Genomic DNA, 17776 nt, shown 5'->3' on the forward strand with positions numbered 1-17776 from the left:
TGAATTTAAAAGGGAGGTTTTATCTTTGAAGATAAAACCTCCCTTTTAAAAGTAAATCATATCTACCACAGACCGTTCATTTCCGTCTGAAGGAGTGTTGATAAGTTTTCCCTGGAAGTAAAGACTTGTTGAACCTCCACCATCCAAATTATATGCAGTTTCACAACCTAAATTTAAAAAGATTTGTTGAGCCTCTTGAAGGCTCATTCCCTTTGCCCCTTCCATACGTCCCTCAGCAACAAGTAGGACGTATCTATTATCATCTAATTGTCCGATTGCCGTTCTTGGGTGATAACTAGTATCCTTTATTTCAAGAGGTTTTCCGTCACGAATTAAAATAGGACCGAACGTGAATGTCTGCTGAATATCAGCGTTTTTAAATTCCTCTTCTGTATTAATCGTTGTAAAAGTTAAATCGCCATCTGATTTTAAGGATAAAATTTCTTCAGTATAAGAGGTGTCTAGACTAATTAACTCTCCATTTCGTACAACAGCCCCCATCGGACGATTTGTTTTAGCATAAAATCCAGATGCATTAATAGCAAGAATGGCATTTAAACGTTTGGCCATTGAGGAAATGGTTTCTCGCTCCCCATTATAAGTATTATTTGCCATGGCTCCCTTAAGTGGTGTTTCGTTTGAGGCGACAACTTCTGCTAACCAGTAATGCTGATCGGTTGTTCGCGTTTCAACTAATTTAACCTTTAAATCATCTTTTACGTAAAAATGCTCGTTAAGGGTATTATAGTAGTTTTGTATTTCATCCCTTTCCTTTTGAACATCATTTTTAGCATTTTCCAATTCGCTTGCTTTGATCTGGGCCTCGCCAAGGAGGTTTCGATATTTAACTTCTAATTCATTTACACTAAGAGGCCTTTCAGAGATATACTGTTCGTTTAACTTTGTTAAGTCCTCTAGTTGTTTACTTAGGCTGCTAATGTTTTGGTTTAATTGTTCATTTTGTTCATTTAATGCAACGAGTTGATCTTCTTGAGACGTCGCCTCATTTTCTAATGTTGCCTTTGTTTGCAGAGCTAATTCTAATTGTTCTTGTAAAGAGTGATTAGCATTAATTAGTGATGTTTGTGCATGATGTTGTTGATTAATGGTTTGGTTTTGTTGGTTAATTTTTTTATTGAGCGTCTCAATCACTGTTTGTGTTTCATAATAATAAAAAATACTACCACCGATGATTAGAGATAAAAGATTCATCTTGATTAGATTAAGCCAAATTTTTTGTTGCCTTTTTTGATAACGGCTCATAGCCTCACCCCCCTATGATTTTTTTATTATACATATTTAAGTAGACGAAAAAGTTAGATTTACGTCGTCCGGTTGTTAAAAGATTGGATCTAGGTCAATATTTTGGACACAAAAAAGTTAAGTTTTTAAGCAATTTGTCGTGCAAGTTGCTCACATTCTTCTGGCGTTAAATAATTAATGGAACCATGAATCCTTTTGCGATTATACCAGCCTTCAATATATTGAAATAGGGCCATTCTAGCCTGTTCAAATGTCACATATGTAGTTTGATACACTTCTTCTTTCTTTAGAGTGGCATGGAAAGATTCGATACAAGCATTATCATAAGGACATCCTTTACGACTGAAAGACTGGATCATCTTAAAGTCTGAAGTTAAGTCTTTAAACTCTTGGCTAGTATACTGTGATCCTAAATCAGTGTGGAGAATAATCTCATCTTTAGGTTTTTGAGAAACATAGGCATTCTTTAAAGCTTTTACGATAATATCTGTGGTCATTTGTTTTGAAAAATGATAACCAATAATTTTCTTTGAATGTAAATCCATCACTGAAGCTAAGTAGCACCAACCTTCTTTTTGAACGTAAATATAAGTAATATCGGATACCCATTTTTGATTAATTGAAGTCGTCGAAAAATCCTGTTCTAGAATGTTATTACGTTCTAAAACAAGTTCCTTAGACTGTCTATAAGGAGTATATTTTCTTTGAATAATCGAAGCTAAACCGCTTGATTTCATTAACCGTTGAACACGTTTCAAGCTAACAGTGAATCCCTCTTTAATCAATTGATGGTGTACCTTAATAGCACCATACCGACACTTACTTTCAAAATAAATTTCTTTAATACGTTCAAGTAGTTTCTGATTTTCACGTTCCCATTTTGATTCAGTTTGATGCTTCGATTGATAATAAGTACTTCTTGGAACACTTAAGACCTCACAAAGTTGCTTAATATCGTGTTCCTGATGGTGTTGATTAATAAACTGACATAATTCAGATTGACTTACTTTCTCGCGAATATGGTCATAGCCTTTTTTAATATTTCATTCTCCTCTTGCAGACGTAACATTTCTTGCTTCATGCGTTTAATATCCTCTAGGGTAATTTCTGTATCATCTACCGAGGCAATCGGAGAAATTTGTTTAATCCATTTGTAAATTGTTACTTCTGAAACACCATATTCACGACTTAGATCTTTAACTGAACGTCCATTTTTATAAAGTTCAACAATCATTGATTTAAATTCATTATTATATTTTTTCATACAGACACATCCTTTTATTAAGTCTATTGTAACGACTTAACTTAAGTGTGTCCATAAAACTATACTAGCACCAAGATAAATCTCCCTTTAAAAAGTTTACTTTTACGTGTTAATAGAGTTTTAATTTATAATTCTTGGTTTAATTTTTAATAGTTTGTAAATAATAAGATTACATTTCAAAAATTGGAATGTCGTTCTTGAAATATAACCTATGAATATAGTATACTAATCTCGTTATTAATTAAAACCTGTTTAAGAATGAGGGAGTAGTTAGCATCTTTGATGTGATTAGGTCAACAATCGCGAAATTAATTTCTGGCTTAATATTAAATGACGAGACTCATACATAACTTTTTTGTTATGTATGAATCTCGTTTTTTTATTGCTTTCATACGACTTGGATTAAAGAGGTTATAGAAAGGAGGGTTTTGGATGGGAATTTTAACGTTGATTTTTATTGCGGTTAGCCTAGCCATGGATGCTTTTACGGTATCTATTGCGAAGGGAATGAGTCTTAAGCGTTCTAATTCATGTCAGGCAGCAAAAGTCGCTGTATTTTTTGGTGGCTTTCAGGCTTTGATGCCCTTAATCGGTTGGATTTGTGGTCAAAGTTTTGCGAAGTACATTCAAACATTTACACCTTGGATTGCCCTTATCTTATTAGGGGCGATTGGGGGAAAGATGCTCTATGAGGCATTTTCTCACGATGGAGAGGAGGAGGAAAATCAAGGCTCATTAAGTGTAAAATCTTTAACAATCTTGGCCATTGCAACAAGTATAGATGCATTGGTCGTGGGAGTTACCTTTGCCTTTTTTGATGTTAATATTGTTCTAGCTATTACCATCATCGGTATTATTACATTTATCGTCAGTTATATCGGTGTTTTACTTGGGAAGAAGATCGGAAAATATCTGAGTAATTATGCTGAGATTGTCGGTGGGATTATTTTAATTCTTATCGGATTAAGCATTTTCTTAAATCGATAATAAAAAGGATGTGAAATGAATGAGTTATATCATGTTGATTGTTGGTTTTATTTTGTTAATAAAAGGGGCGGATTGGTTCGTAGGAGGGGCGTCGTCGATTGCTAAAACATTGAAAATACCGAGCTTGATTATCGGATTAACTATTGTAGCATTTGGTACGAGTGCTCCAGAGGCAGCGGTAAGTATTACAGGGGCCTTTGCTGGTGCAAATGATATTACAGTAGGAAATGTTATCGGATCTAATATGTTTAATTTATTAGTGGTAGTTGGAGTTTCCGCTTTTATCTGTCCGTTAAAGGTTAAGCGATCTATCATCGCGAAGGAATTCCCATTTGCGATTTTAGGGACATTTGTTTTAATTCTTTTAGGATATGATTCGAAATATCATAATTATCCTGATAATGTCTTGACACAAGCAGATGGAATTATGTTGTTGTTATTGATGGCTATCTTTATGTATTATCTGATTGAATTAGCGTTAACTTCTCGTAAGAATGGCGTTGAGGCTGAGACAGAAGAAGAGATTAAGGTATATTCAATGCCTAAAAGTATTGGATTATGTTTAATTGGTATTGTTGGAATTGTCCTTGGTGGGGATTGGGTCGTTGATGCGGCGTCAGCCATTGCCCTAACATTCGGAATGAGCCAAAGTATGGTAGGTTTAACAATTGTAGCTATTGGGACATCCTTACCAGAATTAGTGACTTCCGTTGTGGCCGCTCGTAAAGGTGAGAGTGATATTGCACTTGGAAATGTAATTGGTTCAAATATATTCAATGTGTTTTTTGTTCTTGGAATTTCATCAACTATTCACGAGATTACGATTAATACGTCCGTATTTTTCGACATGTTCTTGATGTTGATCACCTCACTAATTGCCTATGGATTTGCGGTGTCTAAACGTAAGATTAATAAAGTAGAAGGAGTTATATTAATTTCACTTTATGTAGCGTATATGGCTTTTGTTATTTGGAAGGGATAACGGTTTGCATACAAAAATACAAAAGGAGGATTGGATAAATCCTCCTTTTAATATGCGACGTCTAGAGTGAATCAATAGACGTGACTTGAAGTTTTAAACGGGATACGGTATAATGATTTGAGATTTTATGTCGATAATTTTAGTGCTTTTAAATAGATATCTAAAGAAGTTGTTAGATGTTCAACTCCTTTAAAGCCCTACTAAAGGAAGCTACAGCTGATTTTTAAGTGGTAGGGGAATCAAAGCCTTGGCGACTATCGTTTAAGGTAAGGATATGAGAATTAAAGATATGTTCGTTTATAAAAATATAGAGTCCTTTGAAAGGGAGAGTGGTGAAACAATGAGTTTTAAAATCCGTGAAATTGAAATTGATAATCCTGTTGTTTTAGCACCAATGGCTGGTGTTTGTAATGCCGCATTTCGTACGATTATTAAAGAAATGGGAACGGGATTAATTTATGCAGAAATGGTAAGTGATAAGGCTGTTGTGTATCAAAATAAAAAAACGTTAGATATGCTATATGTTGATCCGGCAGAGCGTCCATTATCGATGCAAATTTTTGGTGCAGATAAGGAAACGTTTATTGAGGCAGCTAAATATGTTGATGCGAATTGTGATTGCGACATTATTGATATTAATATGGGATGTCCAGTTCCTAAGGTGACTAAAAATGAAGCGGGAGCACGTTTGTTATTAGAACCAGAAAAAATCTATGATATTGTCGCAAGCGTTGTAGATGTTTGTAAAAAGCCTGTAACCGTAAAAATGCGTACAGGATGGGATAAAGAGCATATTTATGCGATTGAGAATGCATTGAAAATTGAACAAGCAGGGGCGAGTGCTGTTGCTGTCCACGGACGCACACGTTCGCAAATGTACGAAGGAAAAGCAGACTGGGGAATTATTAAAGATGTTAAAGAGGCAATTAAAACGATTCCTGTTATAGGTAATGGAGATATTAATTCTCCAGAAGTCGCTAAAAAGGTGTTAGAGGAGTCTGGGGTAGATGGTATTATGATTGGTCGTGCTGCCCTTGGAAATCCATGGCTTATGAAGCAAATTGTACACTATTTAAAAACAGATGAGTTAATTGAAGAACCGTCAGCAGATGAAAAGCTACGCTTAGCTATTGACCATATGGATAGATTAATTGATTTAAAATGTGAAAAGGTCGCCCTACTTGAGATGAGATCGCATATGGCATGGTATATTAAAGGATTAGAGGGTGCAACTCATGTTAAACGTCTAATTACAACGGTTAAGACGCGTCAGGAAATGATGGATATTATTAATCGTTATCAAGCTTATTTACATGGGGATAAGTCTGCAAAATTGGTAGTTGAATAAAAAATGGAGGATAGGAGTCCTCTAATAAAAGGAGACCATCTTAGATAGGATGGTCTCCTTTTAACTATTAAAATTGAATTTCTGTTAAGTAGGCGAAGATTAATTTCATTGTGTTGAGACATCCTTCAATATGGGTTCGTTCGACTCCGTGTGAAGCATGTACCCCAGGTCCGATTAAGGCCGCCTTTATATCGTGCCCAGCGCGAAGAGCAGCTGAGGCATCGGAACCATAGAAAGGGTATATGTCGATTGCGTGGTTTATTTGGTGTTTTTTAGACAAAGTGAGGAGCTCGGAAACCATATTATAGTCATAGGGGCCAGATGAATCTTTAGCACAGATGGAAACATCATACTCGGTACATGATAAATCTTTACCTACACACCCCATATCAACGACAAGTAAGCGACTGACATCATTTGGAATATAAGAGGCTCCATGTCCCACTTCTTCATAAGTAGAGATAATAAGTTTAATCGTATGTCGAGGCTTTAAGTTGTTGTCTTTCAAATACTTAAAGACTGTTAGAATAATCGAAACACTTACTTTGTCGTCAATATGCCGAGATTTAATAAATCCACTTTTGGTGATGACTGTTTTGGGGTCAATTGATATGAAATCACCATTTTGTATACCTAGATTAATAACGTCGTCTTTACTCTCCGCCTTTTCATCGATTCTAACCATAAGCTCATCAATAGTCTGTCCTGTTTGTGTACATTCCTTATAGACGTGAGCGGACGGGGTGGTGCTAAGAATTGTTCCCGTATAAGTGGTATTATTTCGGGTATGAATTTGACAGTATTCTCCTTGTAATGTCATCATTTGATTTCCACCAATTGAGGTTAAGTTTAGTGTTCCGTCATGGTTAATAGAACGAACCATAAGTCCCAAAGTATCGACGTGGGCTGCCAACGCAAGTGTTTGGTTGGGGTGGATTCCCGGAAATTCAATTATAAGATTACCTTTATTGGTTTTATGGTGAGAAAGACCCAATTCGCTGCTATATTGGGCTATTTTTTCAATAACATGATATGTATAGCCACTTGGGCTAGGAGTCGTTAAAATATCCTTAACCAGGCTATAAAAATAGGATTGGTCGAATGACATAAGCATTCCTCTTTTCTTTATAAATATTTAAAAAACTAGCCCTCCTCGCTTTCAGTATAAAAGCAGTGAAAGATAAAATAACTTAATTTACACTCTATATTATCTCATGTATAATAAGGGAGTAATTTAATTTCGGCAATTATAGGAGAGGGATGTTAGTAATGTTTAATCTTTTATTCAGACGAGGGGTCGCATTTTTAATTGATGCATTGATGTTAGTCGTTATCTTTTTTGGTAATTTTGGTTTTATTATGAGTGCTTTTTCAGTAAGTATAGAGAATCCATTACAGTTAAATGGATTATTGGCCATGGTGGCACTTCAACTTCTTTACGTTTGGATTTACTTTGTTTATGTTCCAGTAAAAATGCCAGGGCAAACAGTTGGAAAGAAACTAATGAAGATCAAAGAGCTTAGAGCAGATGGGAAAGAAATGACATTAAAGCAGTATTTCCAACGCGATTTTATGATGAAGTTTTTATTATCTTCATTAACACGAGGATTTATTGTATTATTTAATGGGATCCTATTGGCTTATCAATGCATTCGTAAACAAGAACTGTGTACATTACATGATATGGTCGTAAGGACACAAGTGGTACGAGTAAAATAAGATTAATTAATAGGGAGTGAATATCATGAAGGAGGCTGTAGTAGGGTGTCATAATTTATCCGATTTAGCGAATCAGATTGATCAGTTAGAAAGGATATCAGTACTAAACTTCAACCTACTGATGACAGTGATTTTGACTTTAGGAATCATGATTATTTATTATCGTCGGATTCAATATAAATCACTGTTTCACTTTATGATAGTCACTTCTTTTGTTTTTTATGTATTAAATGTTATTCGCTTAACCTTTTTTCCTATGCCTATTAATGCTCATTATCTTGAACTGCTAAGGAAAGGGGTTAGTTGTGGAATTGTATCTGAACGTCGTCACAATTTTCAATTATTTGATTTTATGAAATGGAATAATTTGTTTCATATTACTACGTTGGGGAATTTCATTATGTTAATGCCGCTAAGCTTTTACTTACCTACTGTTTTTCAAAAGCGAAAGTGGGGAATTTTTAAAGTGACAGGGGTCGGCTTTTTAGTATCCTTAACAATTGAATGTTTACAACTGATGTATGATTATGTAACAGGGTATGCCTATAGAGGATTTAATGTGGACGACTTATTGATGAATACGTTGGGTGTGACAATAGCGTATTCATTTATTACGGCGATAAAAATAATCGGTTATTTATTAGTATATTTTTGGAAAAGGATGAAGAAATGAGAGCGTGTGGTTTCTTCATCCTTTTTTAATGCGTTTAAAAATGAAAGGAAAAGGAATTATTTTCATTTTTTAATAAAAAATCTAAACTAATGTGAAGAATTTGTGTAAATAGGATTGACTTTTTTAAGAAATGAACGTATATTTAAGAAGTAAATTTAATCTTTTCTCTCGTATATCATCGGAAATAGGGTCCGAAAGTCTCTACCTACTCACCGTAAATGAGTAGACTACGGGTGGTAATTAGCAAAACAGGATAAATTGGCCATAGTTTATCACGTTTAGTCATTCCACTGTGGAGACTTTCAGTAATGGATACTGAAAGTCTTTTTTTGTTTAAATGATTGAGATAATTGTGAAGGCGGGCATTTAAAAATTACTATTGGAGTAGGAATTCATATAATGCACAATTTGTTTCATCATTTAAACAAAATCGGGAGAAGAATGAATAATTAGGAGGAGTAACCTTATGAACAAATTCTTCAAATTGGAAGAGCGTGGAACTACGGTTTCAAAGGAATTTATTGCTGGATTAACTACTTTTTTATCAATGGCATACATTATCTTTGTTAATCCCAATACATTGGGTGCAGCTGGAATGGATACTGGGGCGGTATTTACAGCTACTATTTTAGCGGCAACAATTGGGACTTTAATTATGGGACTTTATGCAAATTTCCCAGTTGCATTAGCACCGGGAATGGGAATGAATGCTTTTTTCGCGTATACTGTAGTTCTTATGATGGGATATAGCTGGCAACAGGCATTAGCTGGAATTTTTGTTTCAGGAATTTTATTTATTATTTTATCAGCTACTGGTTTACGAGAATTAATTATTAATAGTATTCCAACTGCTTTAAAACACGCAGTAGGAACAGGAATTGGATTTTTTATCGCATTTTTAGGATTCCAAAATTCAGGGATTATCGTTAATAACGATGCAACGTTAGTAGGAATCGGAAATTTAACAGATCCTAACGTTTTAATTACCGTTATCGGATTAATTGTTACTTTAGTTTTATTAGTTCGTAAGACACCAGCTGCCATTTTTATTGGAATGATTGTTACAGCTGTTGTAGGGATTCTTTTAGGTGTTGTAGCTTTACCAACACAAATTATTGCACCAATCCCATCTTTAAAACCAACATTTGGGGCATTATTTGAGGCATTACCAAGTATTTTTACGGTTGAAATGATTCCAGTTATTTTCTCATTTTTATTCGTTGACTTCTTCGATACTGCCGGAACTTTAGTTGCGGTTGGGACTCGTGCAGGATTAGTTGACCAAAAGGGACATTTAGTTAATGGAGATAAAGCTTTATTAGCTGACTCAAGTGCCACTGTTATTGGATCAGTTCTTGGAACATCTTCAACGACTTCATTTGTTGAATCACTAACAGGTGTTGAAGCGGGAGGACGTACAGGATTAACATCTGTCTTTACAGCGTTATGTTTCTTACTGATGTTATTCTGTTCAGGATTGTTATCTGTTGTTACATCAGCGGTAACGGCACCAGCCTTAATCACGGTAGGAATTTTAATGGCTTCATCACTAGGGGATATTGAATGGAAAAACCTAGAGACTTCAATTCCATCATTCGTTACAATCATTATGATGGTGTTAGGTTATTCAATTGCAGAGGGGATCGCATCAGGGTTTGTTTTATACCCAATTATGATGTTAGCGGCTCGTCGCCAAAAAGAAGTACATCCTGTAATGTGGGCATTAATGGTTATTTTCTTCATTCATTTTGTCCTCGCTTAAATTACCAGTTTATTTTGTCGAATTAATGTGGAAAAAAAGAATTTTATACTATATAATGGAAATAAGAAAATTATAGGTTTTTGCCTATAATTTTTTTAAAGAACGAAGTAAAAGAGGTGAAGGGTATGCAACACGATCAAGTTATTGTTCTTGATTTCGGGAGTCAGTACAATCAATTAATTGCACGACGAATCCGAGAGTTTGGAGTTTACAGTGAATTAAAGTCACACAAATTAACGGCCGCAGATATTAAGAAAATGTCTAATGTAAAAGGGATTATCTTTAGTGGAAGCCCGAATAGTGTTACTCAAGAGGGTGCCTTTACAGTTGACCCTGAAATCTTTAATTTAGGATTACCGATTTTAGGAATTTGTTATGGAATGCAGCTAACGACTCATATGCACGGTGGGACAGTTGAACGTGCAGAACAACGTGAGTATGGAAAGGCTGAAATTGCAGTTAAAAATAATAGTAAATTATTTGCGAATACACCTAAGGAGCAAGTTGTTTGGATGAGTCATGGATATCACGTGACGAACTTACCAGAAGGATTTGTAGTTGATGCAAGTAGTGATTCATGTCCAATCGCAGCTGCTTCTTGTGAGGAACGAAATATTTATCTTGTGCAGTTCCATCCAGAAGTTCAACACTCAGTTTATGGGACAGACATGTTACGTAACTTTATTTTCGATGTTTGTGGTGCACAAGCGAATTGGTCAATGAAAAACTTTATTGAAGAACAAGTTCAAAAAATCCGTGAGCAAGTTGGAAACGACAATGTTTTATGTGCTTTAAGTGGAGGGGTTGACTCTTCAGTTGTTGCAGCGCTTATCCATCGTGCGATCGGTGATCAATTAACATGTATGTTTGTTGATCATGGATTGCTTCGTAAAGGTGAAGCAGAGAGTGTTGTTGAAACATTTGACGGAAAATTCAATATGAACTTTATTAAAATTGATGCACAGGACCGTTTCTTAAGCAAATTAAAAGGTGTCTCTGATCCTGAGCAAAAACGTAAAATTATTGGAAATGAGTTCGTTTATTGTTTTGATGAAGAGTCTGCTAAATTGAAAGATATGAAATTCTTAGCGCAAGGAACGTTATATACAGATATTATTGAGTCAGGAACAGATACGGCACAAACGATTAAATCGCATCATAACGTTGGGGGATTACCTGAGGATATGGAGTTTGAATTAATCGAACCATTAAATACGTTGTTCAAAGATGAAGTTCGTCAATTAGGATTAGAACTTGGTTTACCTGAGGAAATTGTCTTCCGTCAACCATTCCCAGGACCAGGACTTGGAATTCGCGTTCTTGGTGAAGTGACAGAAGAAAAATTAGAAATTGTTCGTGATTCGGATTTTATTTTACGTGAAGAGATTAAGAAGGCAGGCTTAGAACGAGATGTTTGGCAATATTTCACGGCATTACCGAATATTAAATCGGTTGGTGTCATGGGAGATGAGCGTACTTATGATTACACGATTGTTGTTCGTGCTGTAACATCAATCGATGGAATGACATCTGATTGGGCACGCATCCCATTTGAAGTATTAGAAAAAATCTCAGTTCGTATTGTAAACGAAGTGGCACATGTTAACCGCGTGGTGTATGATATTACTTCAAAACCGCCTGCAACAATTGAGTGGGAGTAATTTTACACCTCTAAAAAAACATAAACCAAGATTTTTGGTCATTTGAATTATCATAAGAATAAGGAAAGAGCTATTAGAGTTTTTGAAACTCTGATAGCTCTTTTGTAAGCGGGTAATTATAATACGGATAGAAAAAAAGCAAGGTTCGTTGTACACTAAAGGCACACTGAATCTTGCTTTTTATTTACAATTTTCTTGAATTATTTTTGACCAGGGTAAAAAGTCCCCCAATAGCTGTGGATTTACTAAGAATTCGCAATTTGGAAGTTTTTCAAAAAGGTAGGTTAAATAACGATAGACATTTAATCCGTTGGCTTTGGCTGTTTCAATTAAGGTATATGCCATGGCGTTTGCTTGGGCCCCTTTGACACTCGTTGAAAAGAGGTAATTCTTACGTCCAACGACAACGGGTCTAATAGCTTGTTCGGCTAAATTATTAGAGATCTCTAAACGTCCATTTGACAAGAATTCTGTGAGTGCTCGTCTTTGGTTCTGGGCATAAACAATCGCTGTTTGTAACTTACCTTTAACCGTACGAATCCCTTCAATAAATTGATAAAAGGATTCAATGATTGGCCGAATTTTTGATTCTCTTTGGATTTGACGTTCCTCAGGGGAAAGGTGTATCAACTCTCGTTCTAACCGAAAGATTTGATTACAGAAGTGAACGGCTTGTTTGGCTTTCCCATGTTCCGTTGAAACCTCTTGAAATTTCCGGCGTGCATGTGCCCAACACCCATTCCCTACCAACGGTGGAGACATTTACTTCGTAAATGGCAGGGGACCCACAGTGGTCACATTTGGCAAATCTTTGTAAGCTATATAGCCATCACAATGAAGCCATCCTTTAAACGACCGAAGTAGTTCTAAAATAACAGACTTCGCGCGTGTTAAATCGGCGTGATAAAAAACAATGGGATGGGACACATCTTTGATGGTACGAATCAACCAAATTCGAGCCTCTGATGTAGCAGGTTTTCCATCCGAACGATTTAAAATCTGATAATATGTTTCATCCGCATGTAGGACCTCTTGTTGGCGTAATTTATCTAGAAATAGTTTATATAAAGGTTCTAGCCAATCAAAAGAGGCACGGATAATCCAATTAGAGAGAGTTTTCCGACTTACTTCTAATCCATAAGACGACCATTCTTTCTCTTGGCGATAAGTTGGTAATCCGAGTTCAAATTTTTGATGAAAAAGCCAAGCCAATGTTGTTGGTCCTGCTAAGCTACGTTGGATAGGTCCCTTAGGAACCTCGGCACAACGAATGGATTTAGCTTCAAGATTAGGATCATGACAATCACATTCGTAGGCATGTGAAATATAAACTTTCTTATATAATCGTGCAGGTACAAAACAGACTTCTTCACGAACAACCTTTTTCCCCATTGGTTTCATGGCCTGACCGCAATGGTCACATGTACAATCCTCTCCATGAAGTTCACAATGAACTTCTTCAATAGGTAAATCTTTCGTTAATTCTGCTTTACGACCAGATGTCTTACGACGGCGATACGTAATTTCCTCTGTCGGTTCATCCTTTGTCAGAGGTTCTTCTAATACAGGATCCCCAAAAAGGGTAAGCTGACCTGGATCAACCTTAGTTTTCTCGCTTGAGGATCCAAAAAGCTTTTTTGAAAGAAACTCAACCTGTTCAATAAGCGTATCAATTTTGTCGGTCTGCTCCATCATTTTTAATTGGAGCTTATTAATTTTTTCCTCTTTTTGGGCGAGTAGTTGAGCTTGTTGATCCAGTTTCTTTAATAGTTTCTGATTTTCTTCGATTAGTTTTGATTCAAACGTGTTCAACTTGGCTCACCTCTTTTCTAAATGATTTTATTAGTCTTAGTATGTCCAACTTTATATAGAAAATACAGGATTTATTACCATTTTTAATTAATGCATCCTTTGCGGGCGGGTTTGATAGCTTTAGGCTGTTGGATAGAGAGTCCCTCAAGTAACCAGCGAAGCTCCTGACTCGTTAACTTTTTGACTTCTTCTTGGTTTCGTGGCCATTGAAGGTTCCCATTCTCTAGCCTTTTATATAAGAGGATAAAGCCATCCGTATCCCAATAAAGTGCTTTAAATCGATCCTTTTTTAGACCACAGAAAAGAAATAAGGCATCATCAAATAAATCTAAATTATATTTATCCGTAATAATTCCCGCGAGACGATCAATCCCACAACGCATATCCGTCCGACCACAAACGACAAAAATATTTTTAACATGAGTGAAATCAACTAACATTTTTCATCAACTCCGTCAGAACTCTCCTTAAAAGATCGTCATTAATCCCAGGATAAAAAGTTATTTCACTTCCATTCAGTTGAACACAACAGATGGGAGTTCTTTTTTTAGTGGAATCTGTTTCAAGTTGAATCGGAACAATTAATGGACTTTCCTTCATAAAAATGACCTCCTTTTCTTTGATAGCTAAAGTATAGCTCAAAGTTGGAGGTCAAAATAGACATGTTTATATTACGCGCTTACGCTCTTTTTGTCTTACCCCATTATATTTTTTGAGTTTGTCATCAAATGCTTTAACCGTTGCATGTTTTCTGTGAAGGAATTTTTGCGCACGTCTATGTTGCATCATACTTTAGATAGGTATAACTCTATTCGACAGAATGTGCTGTTATAATTTTACCGTTTCTGTATGTTTCGGCTTTCAAGCTGTAAAGATTTTTTAATGTAAACAATATGTGCATAAGTCTGAGGTCGTTATCAATATCGGGAACGATAAGCGGTTGCTGTACAAGGTTTCAAGGATAGAATTCGTAGCAATATGGAGTAGTCGCAATAGGTATAAGTCGAAAAAGATAGCTTGCCACCGTTATCGAATGATACGGTATCAAGTGGGATAAAAGGATATGAACGAAAAGTATTTGTCTGTTTTTGATTTCAAACAACGGGAAAAAGAGGTTGCAGTTCTTGACGAAAAGATTGTAGACTATTGGCGATAAGTTGGACACGGCCCAGATAAAAACAGTTTGGTGAAAAGGAGAATGTCACACAAATGCTGTGAGTGTAGAAAATAGATAATATTACAGCGAGGGTAAGAGCGTTTGTCAATGCAGAATTGATATTCATCTAAAGTCAAGTTGTGCTATGCGAGTAATGTTATACAGTCATTTCCTTTTATCGAGTAGATTTTTTAACAATTAAAGAGTATAATAAGGGAAAAAATTACAATTTATCGAGGAGTAGCACAATGAATTTTGAATTAAGAATATTACAGTCTGAACATACTGTTCAATTTAAAGAAGATATGCAAATAGCTTTTCAACAAAGTGCGGTCGAAGGCTTCGGCGCAATAAATGAGCAGATTTTACCCGAATCGCATATAGACCGCTCCTTAAATGCAGAAGGTTCTGTGGCTTATGAAGCTGTTGTCGGTGGTGAACTTGTGGGTGGTGCTATTGTAGTGATAGACAAAAAAACACAACACAATTATTTAGATTTTTTGTATGTAAAGAACGGCATTCAAAGCAAAGGAATAGGTCAGGCTATCTGGAAAGCAATAGAGAAGTTACACCCTGAGACAAACGTGTGGGAAACTTGCACCCCATACTTTGAAAAGCGTAATATTCACTTTTATGTAAACAAATGTGGTTTTCATATAGTTGAATTTTTCAACAAGTGGCATAAAGATCCGAACGATTCGGACGATATTCCTATGGGTGATTATTTTGAGGGAATGTTCCGTTTTGAAAAGAAAATGAAATAATTAAATTACAATTTATAGGGGTATTTATGACCTAAATCGTCAATTTTAATCAGATAGCTGTATAGGGTGAGAAGAAAAAGCGTAGATAACCATAGAATATGGTTTCTACGCTTTTTATAGTTGTTTACTCATGATTAGATCGGTTTGTTCTTCTTCTCCCATGAAAAAGGAGTGGGCACCGATTACTTTAAATCCTAATGTTTCGTAAAAGGCGATTGCTTTAGGATTGTATTCCCAAACTCCGAGCCACATTAAATTTTTCTGATATTTTTTTGCTAATTGTTCAGCTGTTTCGATTAAATGACGACCAATACCTCGGCGTTTAAATGATTTTTTAATATAGATACGCTCCACTTCAAGAGCGTTTTCCCCCATTTTTTCTGATTGAGCGTCGTTAATATTTATTTTTAGATAACCTGCAAGTTCGTTATTAAAGTAAGCAAAGTAAAATTCTGAATGAGGATTTTCTAATTCTTTTTCTAATTTTGTAAGTTCATAGGCCGTATTGAGATAATCATTTAGACTTTTTTCAGAATTATTATCTTTGAATGTTTCTGTAAAGGTTTGAATACTCACCTCTTGTAAGTCTTGAACGTTATTTTTAGTGATTTTTTGTAGGTGAATTGACATAAGTTTTCTCCCTTCTTGCTCAGTTTATTAATATTCTCGTTTTTTTCCTTTTTTAACGTGTTCCCAGCTTACTTCAACATTTTTTCTAACCCGATGAAGGAGTGTCGCGAGTAGTAATTGTTCCTTTTCTGATAGACCGTTAACTGCTATTTGAGTTGAATAGTGATGTTCTTTCATAATAAGTGGGTAGATATTTTGGCCTTTTTCTGTTGGAAATAGGCATTTAATTTTTTTATTGATCGGATCTGCCTTTTTTTCAATGAGGTGATTAGCTTCTAACTTTTGTATGGCACGGGCGGCTGTTGTCCGATCAACTTTAATTAATTCTGACAGTTTTTCTAGAATGATTCCGGGGTTTTCACAGATGCGAACGAGATAGAGATATTGCCCCTTTGTCAAATCATACTCTTTAAATTCAATATTGCTAATAGAATCAAGTGAACGGGCAATCATCCCGATTTCTCTTAAGATATCTTTCATACTTTAAACCTCCAGTATAGACATATTCTATAATAATTTTGTTGCAAATACAACATTTTTAAAAGAAGATTAGATTTTTTGATAAATTTATGAACAGTTTTTCTATTATATGGTTTAAAAGATCTAAGAAGATGTATCCTTGATTGTACAACCTGTTATGAGCATAGAAAAAAACAACATTCAATGATGAGTGTTGTTTTTCGTTTAGTAGTGTGGGGAATTTAACACATTGGTTATTGGTTGTTTATAAATGTTTTAATTTTGTGATTAGTCCAGCGCTTTATTATTGGGGTAACTTCATTTTATAATAAAGATTCGATTTATGAGCTTTTTTATGGGGCGCACTTAATTAATATTACAATCTGGCACTTTAAAAAAAGCCCAGTCCTCGTAAGGGATCTAAGCCTAATCATCTAGTTCATTTGACTATATTCAGAGATGTCAATAGAGCTCTAAAAAAATAAATTAGATTATTAAAGGGTGTATATGTGAATAAGAATATGAAGATTATTTCATATTTCAAATGCCAGTCTATCTTTTTTCAATCTCCCTTATTTTTTCTTCAAGTTCTTTTAAATACCTCCGTGAAACGAGACAATGATAGTTACCTTTAAGATAAACTATTTTATTCTTTTTATCAATATGAGTGATGTTAGATACATTTACGACAAAAGAGCGATGACAACGGAAAAGTCGCTCGTCACTTTTTTCAAGTTCACTTAAACGCCCATAAAAATGTGTTGTTTTTTTAGGAGTTATTAAATTAATTTTATGAGCAACCTGAGCTGTTTCAAAATATAAGATGTCTGAAAAGGGTAGTTGGAATTTTGTATACTGATTTTTAAATATAAATGAATCCTCACTTATTGGCTTGTTTAAATATTCACTCGCAATTTTTAAACATTCTTCAATATTTTTTTTAAACATTAAATTATCTTGATCTTTCGTAATGAAATCTAGTGCGGAGACTTTATATTCGAATGTCTTAGGAGCCAATTCTGGATGCGTGGTTACAAATACAATCGTTCCATACGGGTCTTTCGCACGAATGAGTTGAGCAATTTCTAAACCTTTTTTAGTATAGTCATTAATTTCCAAATCTAAAAAATAGAGGTGATAATTCCCCATTGATGTTAACTCATCGAGCAATTTATCCGGGCTAGCTGTTGAAAAGAGACGTTGGCAGGGAATATTATTCTTTTTTATTAACTCATTAATGATTTTTTCTAAACGGCTTCTTTGAATAGGGTTATCCTCTAAAACAAAAATGTCCAC

General features: G+C 35.2%; 17 protein-coding genes, 1 pseudogene and 1 riboswitch. Of the genes and pseudogenes, 8 read left to right on the top strand and 10 right to left on the bottom strand.

From position 1 onward, the window contains the following. Window positions 1–45: 45 nt before the first annotated feature. Window positions 46–1263 (bottom strand): phosphodiester glycosidase family protein, encoded by a 1218-nt coding sequence (locus AC6I0I_RS01030; protein WP_262953472.1) that lies wholly within the window; start codon window positions 1261–1263, stop codon window positions 46–48. 125 nt (window positions 1264–1388) lie between these two features. After that, a protein-coding gene (locus AC6I0I_RS01035; protein WP_262953963.1) for an IS3 family transposase occupies window positions 1389–2527 on the bottom strand; the annotation gives its coding sequence in 2 pieces (ribosomal slippage) (window positions 1389–2302 and window positions 2302–2527; 1140 coding nt in all). Window positions 2528–2959: 432 nt separating this feature from the next. On the opposite strand from AC6I0I_RS01035, the gene AC6I0I_RS01040 reads away from it, so the two are divergent. The 3 genes from AC6I0I_RS01040 to dusB all read left to right on the top strand — a co-directional run bounded on the left by AC6I0I_RS01040 (window position 2960) and on the right by dusB (window position 5844). Continuing rightward, on the top strand, window positions 2960–3514 hold the full coding sequence (locus AC6I0I_RS01040; RefSeq protein ID WP_262953714.1) for a manganese efflux pump MntP: 555 nt from the start codon (window positions 2960–2962) through the stop codon (window positions 3512–3514). 19 nt (window positions 3515–3533) lie between these two features. Then, window positions 3534–4496 carry a calcium/sodium antiporter gene (locus tag AC6I0I_RS01045; protein ID WP_161832567.1) on the top strand — a complete coding sequence of 321 codons (963 nt, stop codon included), beginning with the start codon at window positions 3534–3536 and terminating at the stop codon, window positions 4494–4496. A 340-nt stretch (window positions 4497–4836) separates the two neighbouring features. Beyond that, the gene (gene dusB, locus AC6I0I_RS01050; protein WP_161832566.1) at window positions 4837–5844 is read left to right on the top strand and encodes a tRNA dihydrouridine synthase DusB; all 1008 of its coding nucleotides are present in this window, start codon (window positions 4837–4839) and stop codon (window positions 5842–5844) included. Between the two features lie 67 nt (window positions 5845–5911). On the opposite strand, the gene AC6I0I_RS01055 is transcribed toward dusB, so the two are convergent. Next, a complete protein-coding gene (locus tag AC6I0I_RS01055; protein WP_262953715.1) occupies window positions 5912–6952 on the bottom strand; it encodes a M42 family metallopeptidase in 1041 nt (346 codons plus the stop codon). 161 nt (window positions 6953–7113) lie between these two features. Between AC6I0I_RS01055 and AC6I0I_RS01060 the strand changes: the two genes are divergently transcribed. From AC6I0I_RS01060 to guaA, 4 genes are all read left to right on the top strand, one after another. After that, window positions 7114–7563, top strand: a complete 450-nt coding sequence (locus AC6I0I_RS01060; protein WP_161832564.1) for an RDD family protein — start codon at window positions 7114–7116, stop codon at window positions 7561–7563. A gap of 25 nt (window positions 7564–7588) precedes the next feature. Beyond that, window positions 7589–8236, top strand: a complete 648-nt coding sequence (locus tag AC6I0I_RS01065) for a VanZ family protein (protein ID WP_161832563.1) — start codon at window positions 7589–7591, stop codon at window positions 8234–8236. Between the two features lie 148 nt (window positions 8237–8384). Further along, window positions 8385–8486, top strand: a riboswitch (purine riboswitch). 216 nt (window positions 8487–8702) lie between these two features. Continuing rightward, window positions 8703–9998 carry an NCS2 family permease gene (locus AC6I0I_RS01070; RefSeq protein WP_161832562.1) on the top strand — a complete coding sequence of 432 codons (1296 nt, stop codon included), beginning with the start codon at window positions 8703–8705 and terminating at the stop codon, window positions 9996–9998. Between the two features lie 125 nt (window positions 9999–10123). After that, on the top strand, window positions 10124–11659 hold the full coding sequence (guaA, locus tag AC6I0I_RS01075) for a glutamine-hydrolyzing GMP synthase (RefSeq protein ID WP_161832561.1): 1536 nt from the start codon (window positions 10124–10126) through the stop codon (window positions 11657–11659). Window positions 11660–11839: 180 nt separating this feature from the next. Here guaA and AC6I0I_RS01080 read toward each other — a convergent pair whose 3' ends face one another. The 4 genes and pseudogenes from AC6I0I_RS01080 to AC6I0I_RS01095 all read right to left on the bottom strand — a co-directional run bounded on the left by AC6I0I_RS01080 (window position 11840) and on the right by AC6I0I_RS01095 (window position 14071). After that, complete coding sequence (locus tag AC6I0I_RS01080; protein WP_237658974.1) at window positions 11840–12004, bottom strand: transposase domain-containing protein; 165 nt, start codon at window positions 12002–12004, stop codon at window positions 11840–11842. 18 nt (window positions 12005–12022) lie between these two features. Then, a pseudogene (tnpC, locus tag AC6I0I_RS01085) lies at window positions 12023–13354 on the bottom strand (IS66 family transposase); the annotation flags it as partial. A gap of 200 nt (window positions 13355–13554) precedes the next feature. Further along, window positions 13555–13911 (bottom strand): IS66 family insertion sequence element accessory protein TnpB, encoded by a 357-nt coding sequence (gene tnpB, locus AC6I0I_RS01090; RefSeq protein WP_161832238.1) that lies wholly within the window; start codon window positions 13909–13911, stop codon window positions 13555–13557. After that, on the bottom strand, window positions 13901–14071 hold the full coding sequence (locus AC6I0I_RS01095) for a hypothetical protein (protein ID WP_161832239.1): 171 nt from the start codon (window positions 14069–14071) through the stop codon (window positions 13901–13903). The genes tnpB and AC6I0I_RS01095 overlap by 11 nt, the downstream gene beginning before the upstream one ends. Window positions 14072–14875: 804 nt before the next feature. On the opposite strand from AC6I0I_RS01095, the gene AC6I0I_RS01100 reads away from it, so the two are divergent. Then, window positions 14876–15391: a GNAT family N-acetyltransferase gene (locus tag AC6I0I_RS01100; protein WP_161832240.1), complete on the top strand. Its 516-nt coding sequence runs from the start codon at window positions 14876–14878 to the stop codon at window positions 15389–15391. A 114-nt stretch (window positions 15392–15505) separates the two neighbouring features. Here AC6I0I_RS01100 and AC6I0I_RS01105 read toward each other — a convergent pair whose 3' ends face one another. The 3 genes from AC6I0I_RS01105 to AC6I0I_RS01115 form a co-directional block, all read right to left on the bottom strand. Beyond that, window positions 15506–16021: a GNAT family N-acetyltransferase gene (locus AC6I0I_RS01105; RefSeq protein ID WP_161832241.1), complete on the bottom strand. Its 516-nt coding sequence runs from the start codon at window positions 16019–16021 to the stop codon at window positions 15506–15508. A gap of 27 nt (window positions 16022–16048) precedes the next feature. Continuing rightward, the gene (locus AC6I0I_RS01110; protein ID WP_161832242.1) at window positions 16049–16501 is read right to left on the bottom strand and encodes a MarR family winged helix-turn-helix transcriptional regulator; all 453 of its coding nucleotides are present in this window, start codon (window positions 16499–16501) and stop codon (window positions 16049–16051) included. Between the two features lie 531 nt (window positions 16502–17032). Next, window positions 17033–17776: a response regulator transcription factor gene (locus tag AC6I0I_RS01115; RefSeq protein WP_161832243.1), complete on the bottom strand. Its 744-nt coding sequence runs from the start codon at window positions 17774–17776 to the stop codon at window positions 17033–17035.

This window comes from Turicibacter sp. St.80E1, from assembly GCF_059728495.1.

Coding starts and splice junctions, on each gene's coding strand:
- AC6I0I_RS01070 (WP_161832562.1), top strand. CDS start 8,703: ATGAACAAATTCTTCAAATTGGAAGAGCGTGGAACTACGGTTTCAAAG.
- AC6I0I_RS01030 (WP_262953472.1), bottom strand. CDS start 1,263: ATGAGCCGTTATCAAAAAAGGCAACAAAAAATTTGGCTTAATCTAATC.
- guaA (WP_161832561.1), top strand. CDS start 10,124: ATGCAACACGATCAAGTTATTGTTCTTGATTTCGGGAGTCAGTACAAT.
- AC6I0I_RS01060 (WP_161832564.1), top strand. CDS start 7,114: ATGTTTAATCTTTTATTCAGACGAGGGGTCGCATTTTTAATTGATGCA.
- AC6I0I_RS01040 (WP_262953714.1), top strand. CDS start 2,960: ATGGGAATTTTAACGTTGATTTTTATTGCGGTTAGCCTAGCCATGGAT.
- AC6I0I_RS01110 (WP_161832242.1), bottom strand. CDS start 16,501: ATGAAAGATATCTTAAGAGAAATCGGGATGATTGCCCGTTCACTTGAT.
- AC6I0I_RS01095 (WP_161832239.1), bottom strand. CDS start 14,071: ATGAAGGAAAGTCCATTAATTGTTCCGATTCAACTTGAAACAGATTCC.
- dusB (WP_161832566.1), top strand. CDS start 4,837: ATGAGTTTTAAAATCCGTGAAATTGAAATTGATAATCCTGTTGTTTTA.
- AC6I0I_RS01105 (WP_161832241.1), bottom strand. CDS start 16,021: ATGTCAATTCACCTACAAAAAATCACTAAAAATAACGTTCAAGACTTA.
- AC6I0I_RS01055 (WP_262953715.1), bottom strand. CDS start 6,952: ATGTCATTCGACCAATCCTATTTTTATAGCCTGGTTAAGGATATTTTA.
- tnpB (WP_161832238.1), bottom strand. CDS start 13,911: ATGTTAGTTGATTTCACTCATGTTAAAAATATTTTTGTCGTTTGTGGT.
- AC6I0I_RS01080 (WP_237658974.1), bottom strand. CDS start 12,004: ATGGCATATACCTTAATTGAAACAGCCAAAGCCAACGGATTAAATGTC.
- AC6I0I_RS01100 (WP_161832240.1), top strand. CDS start 14,876: ATGAATTTTGAATTAAGAATATTACAGTCTGAACATACTGTTCAATTT.
- AC6I0I_RS01045 (WP_161832567.1), top strand. CDS start 3,534: ATGAGTTATATCATGTTGATTGTTGGTTTTATTTTGTTAATAAAAGGG.
- AC6I0I_RS01065 (WP_161832563.1), top strand. CDS start 7,589: ATGAAGGAGGCTGTAGTAGGGTGTCATAATTTATCCGATTTAGCGAAT.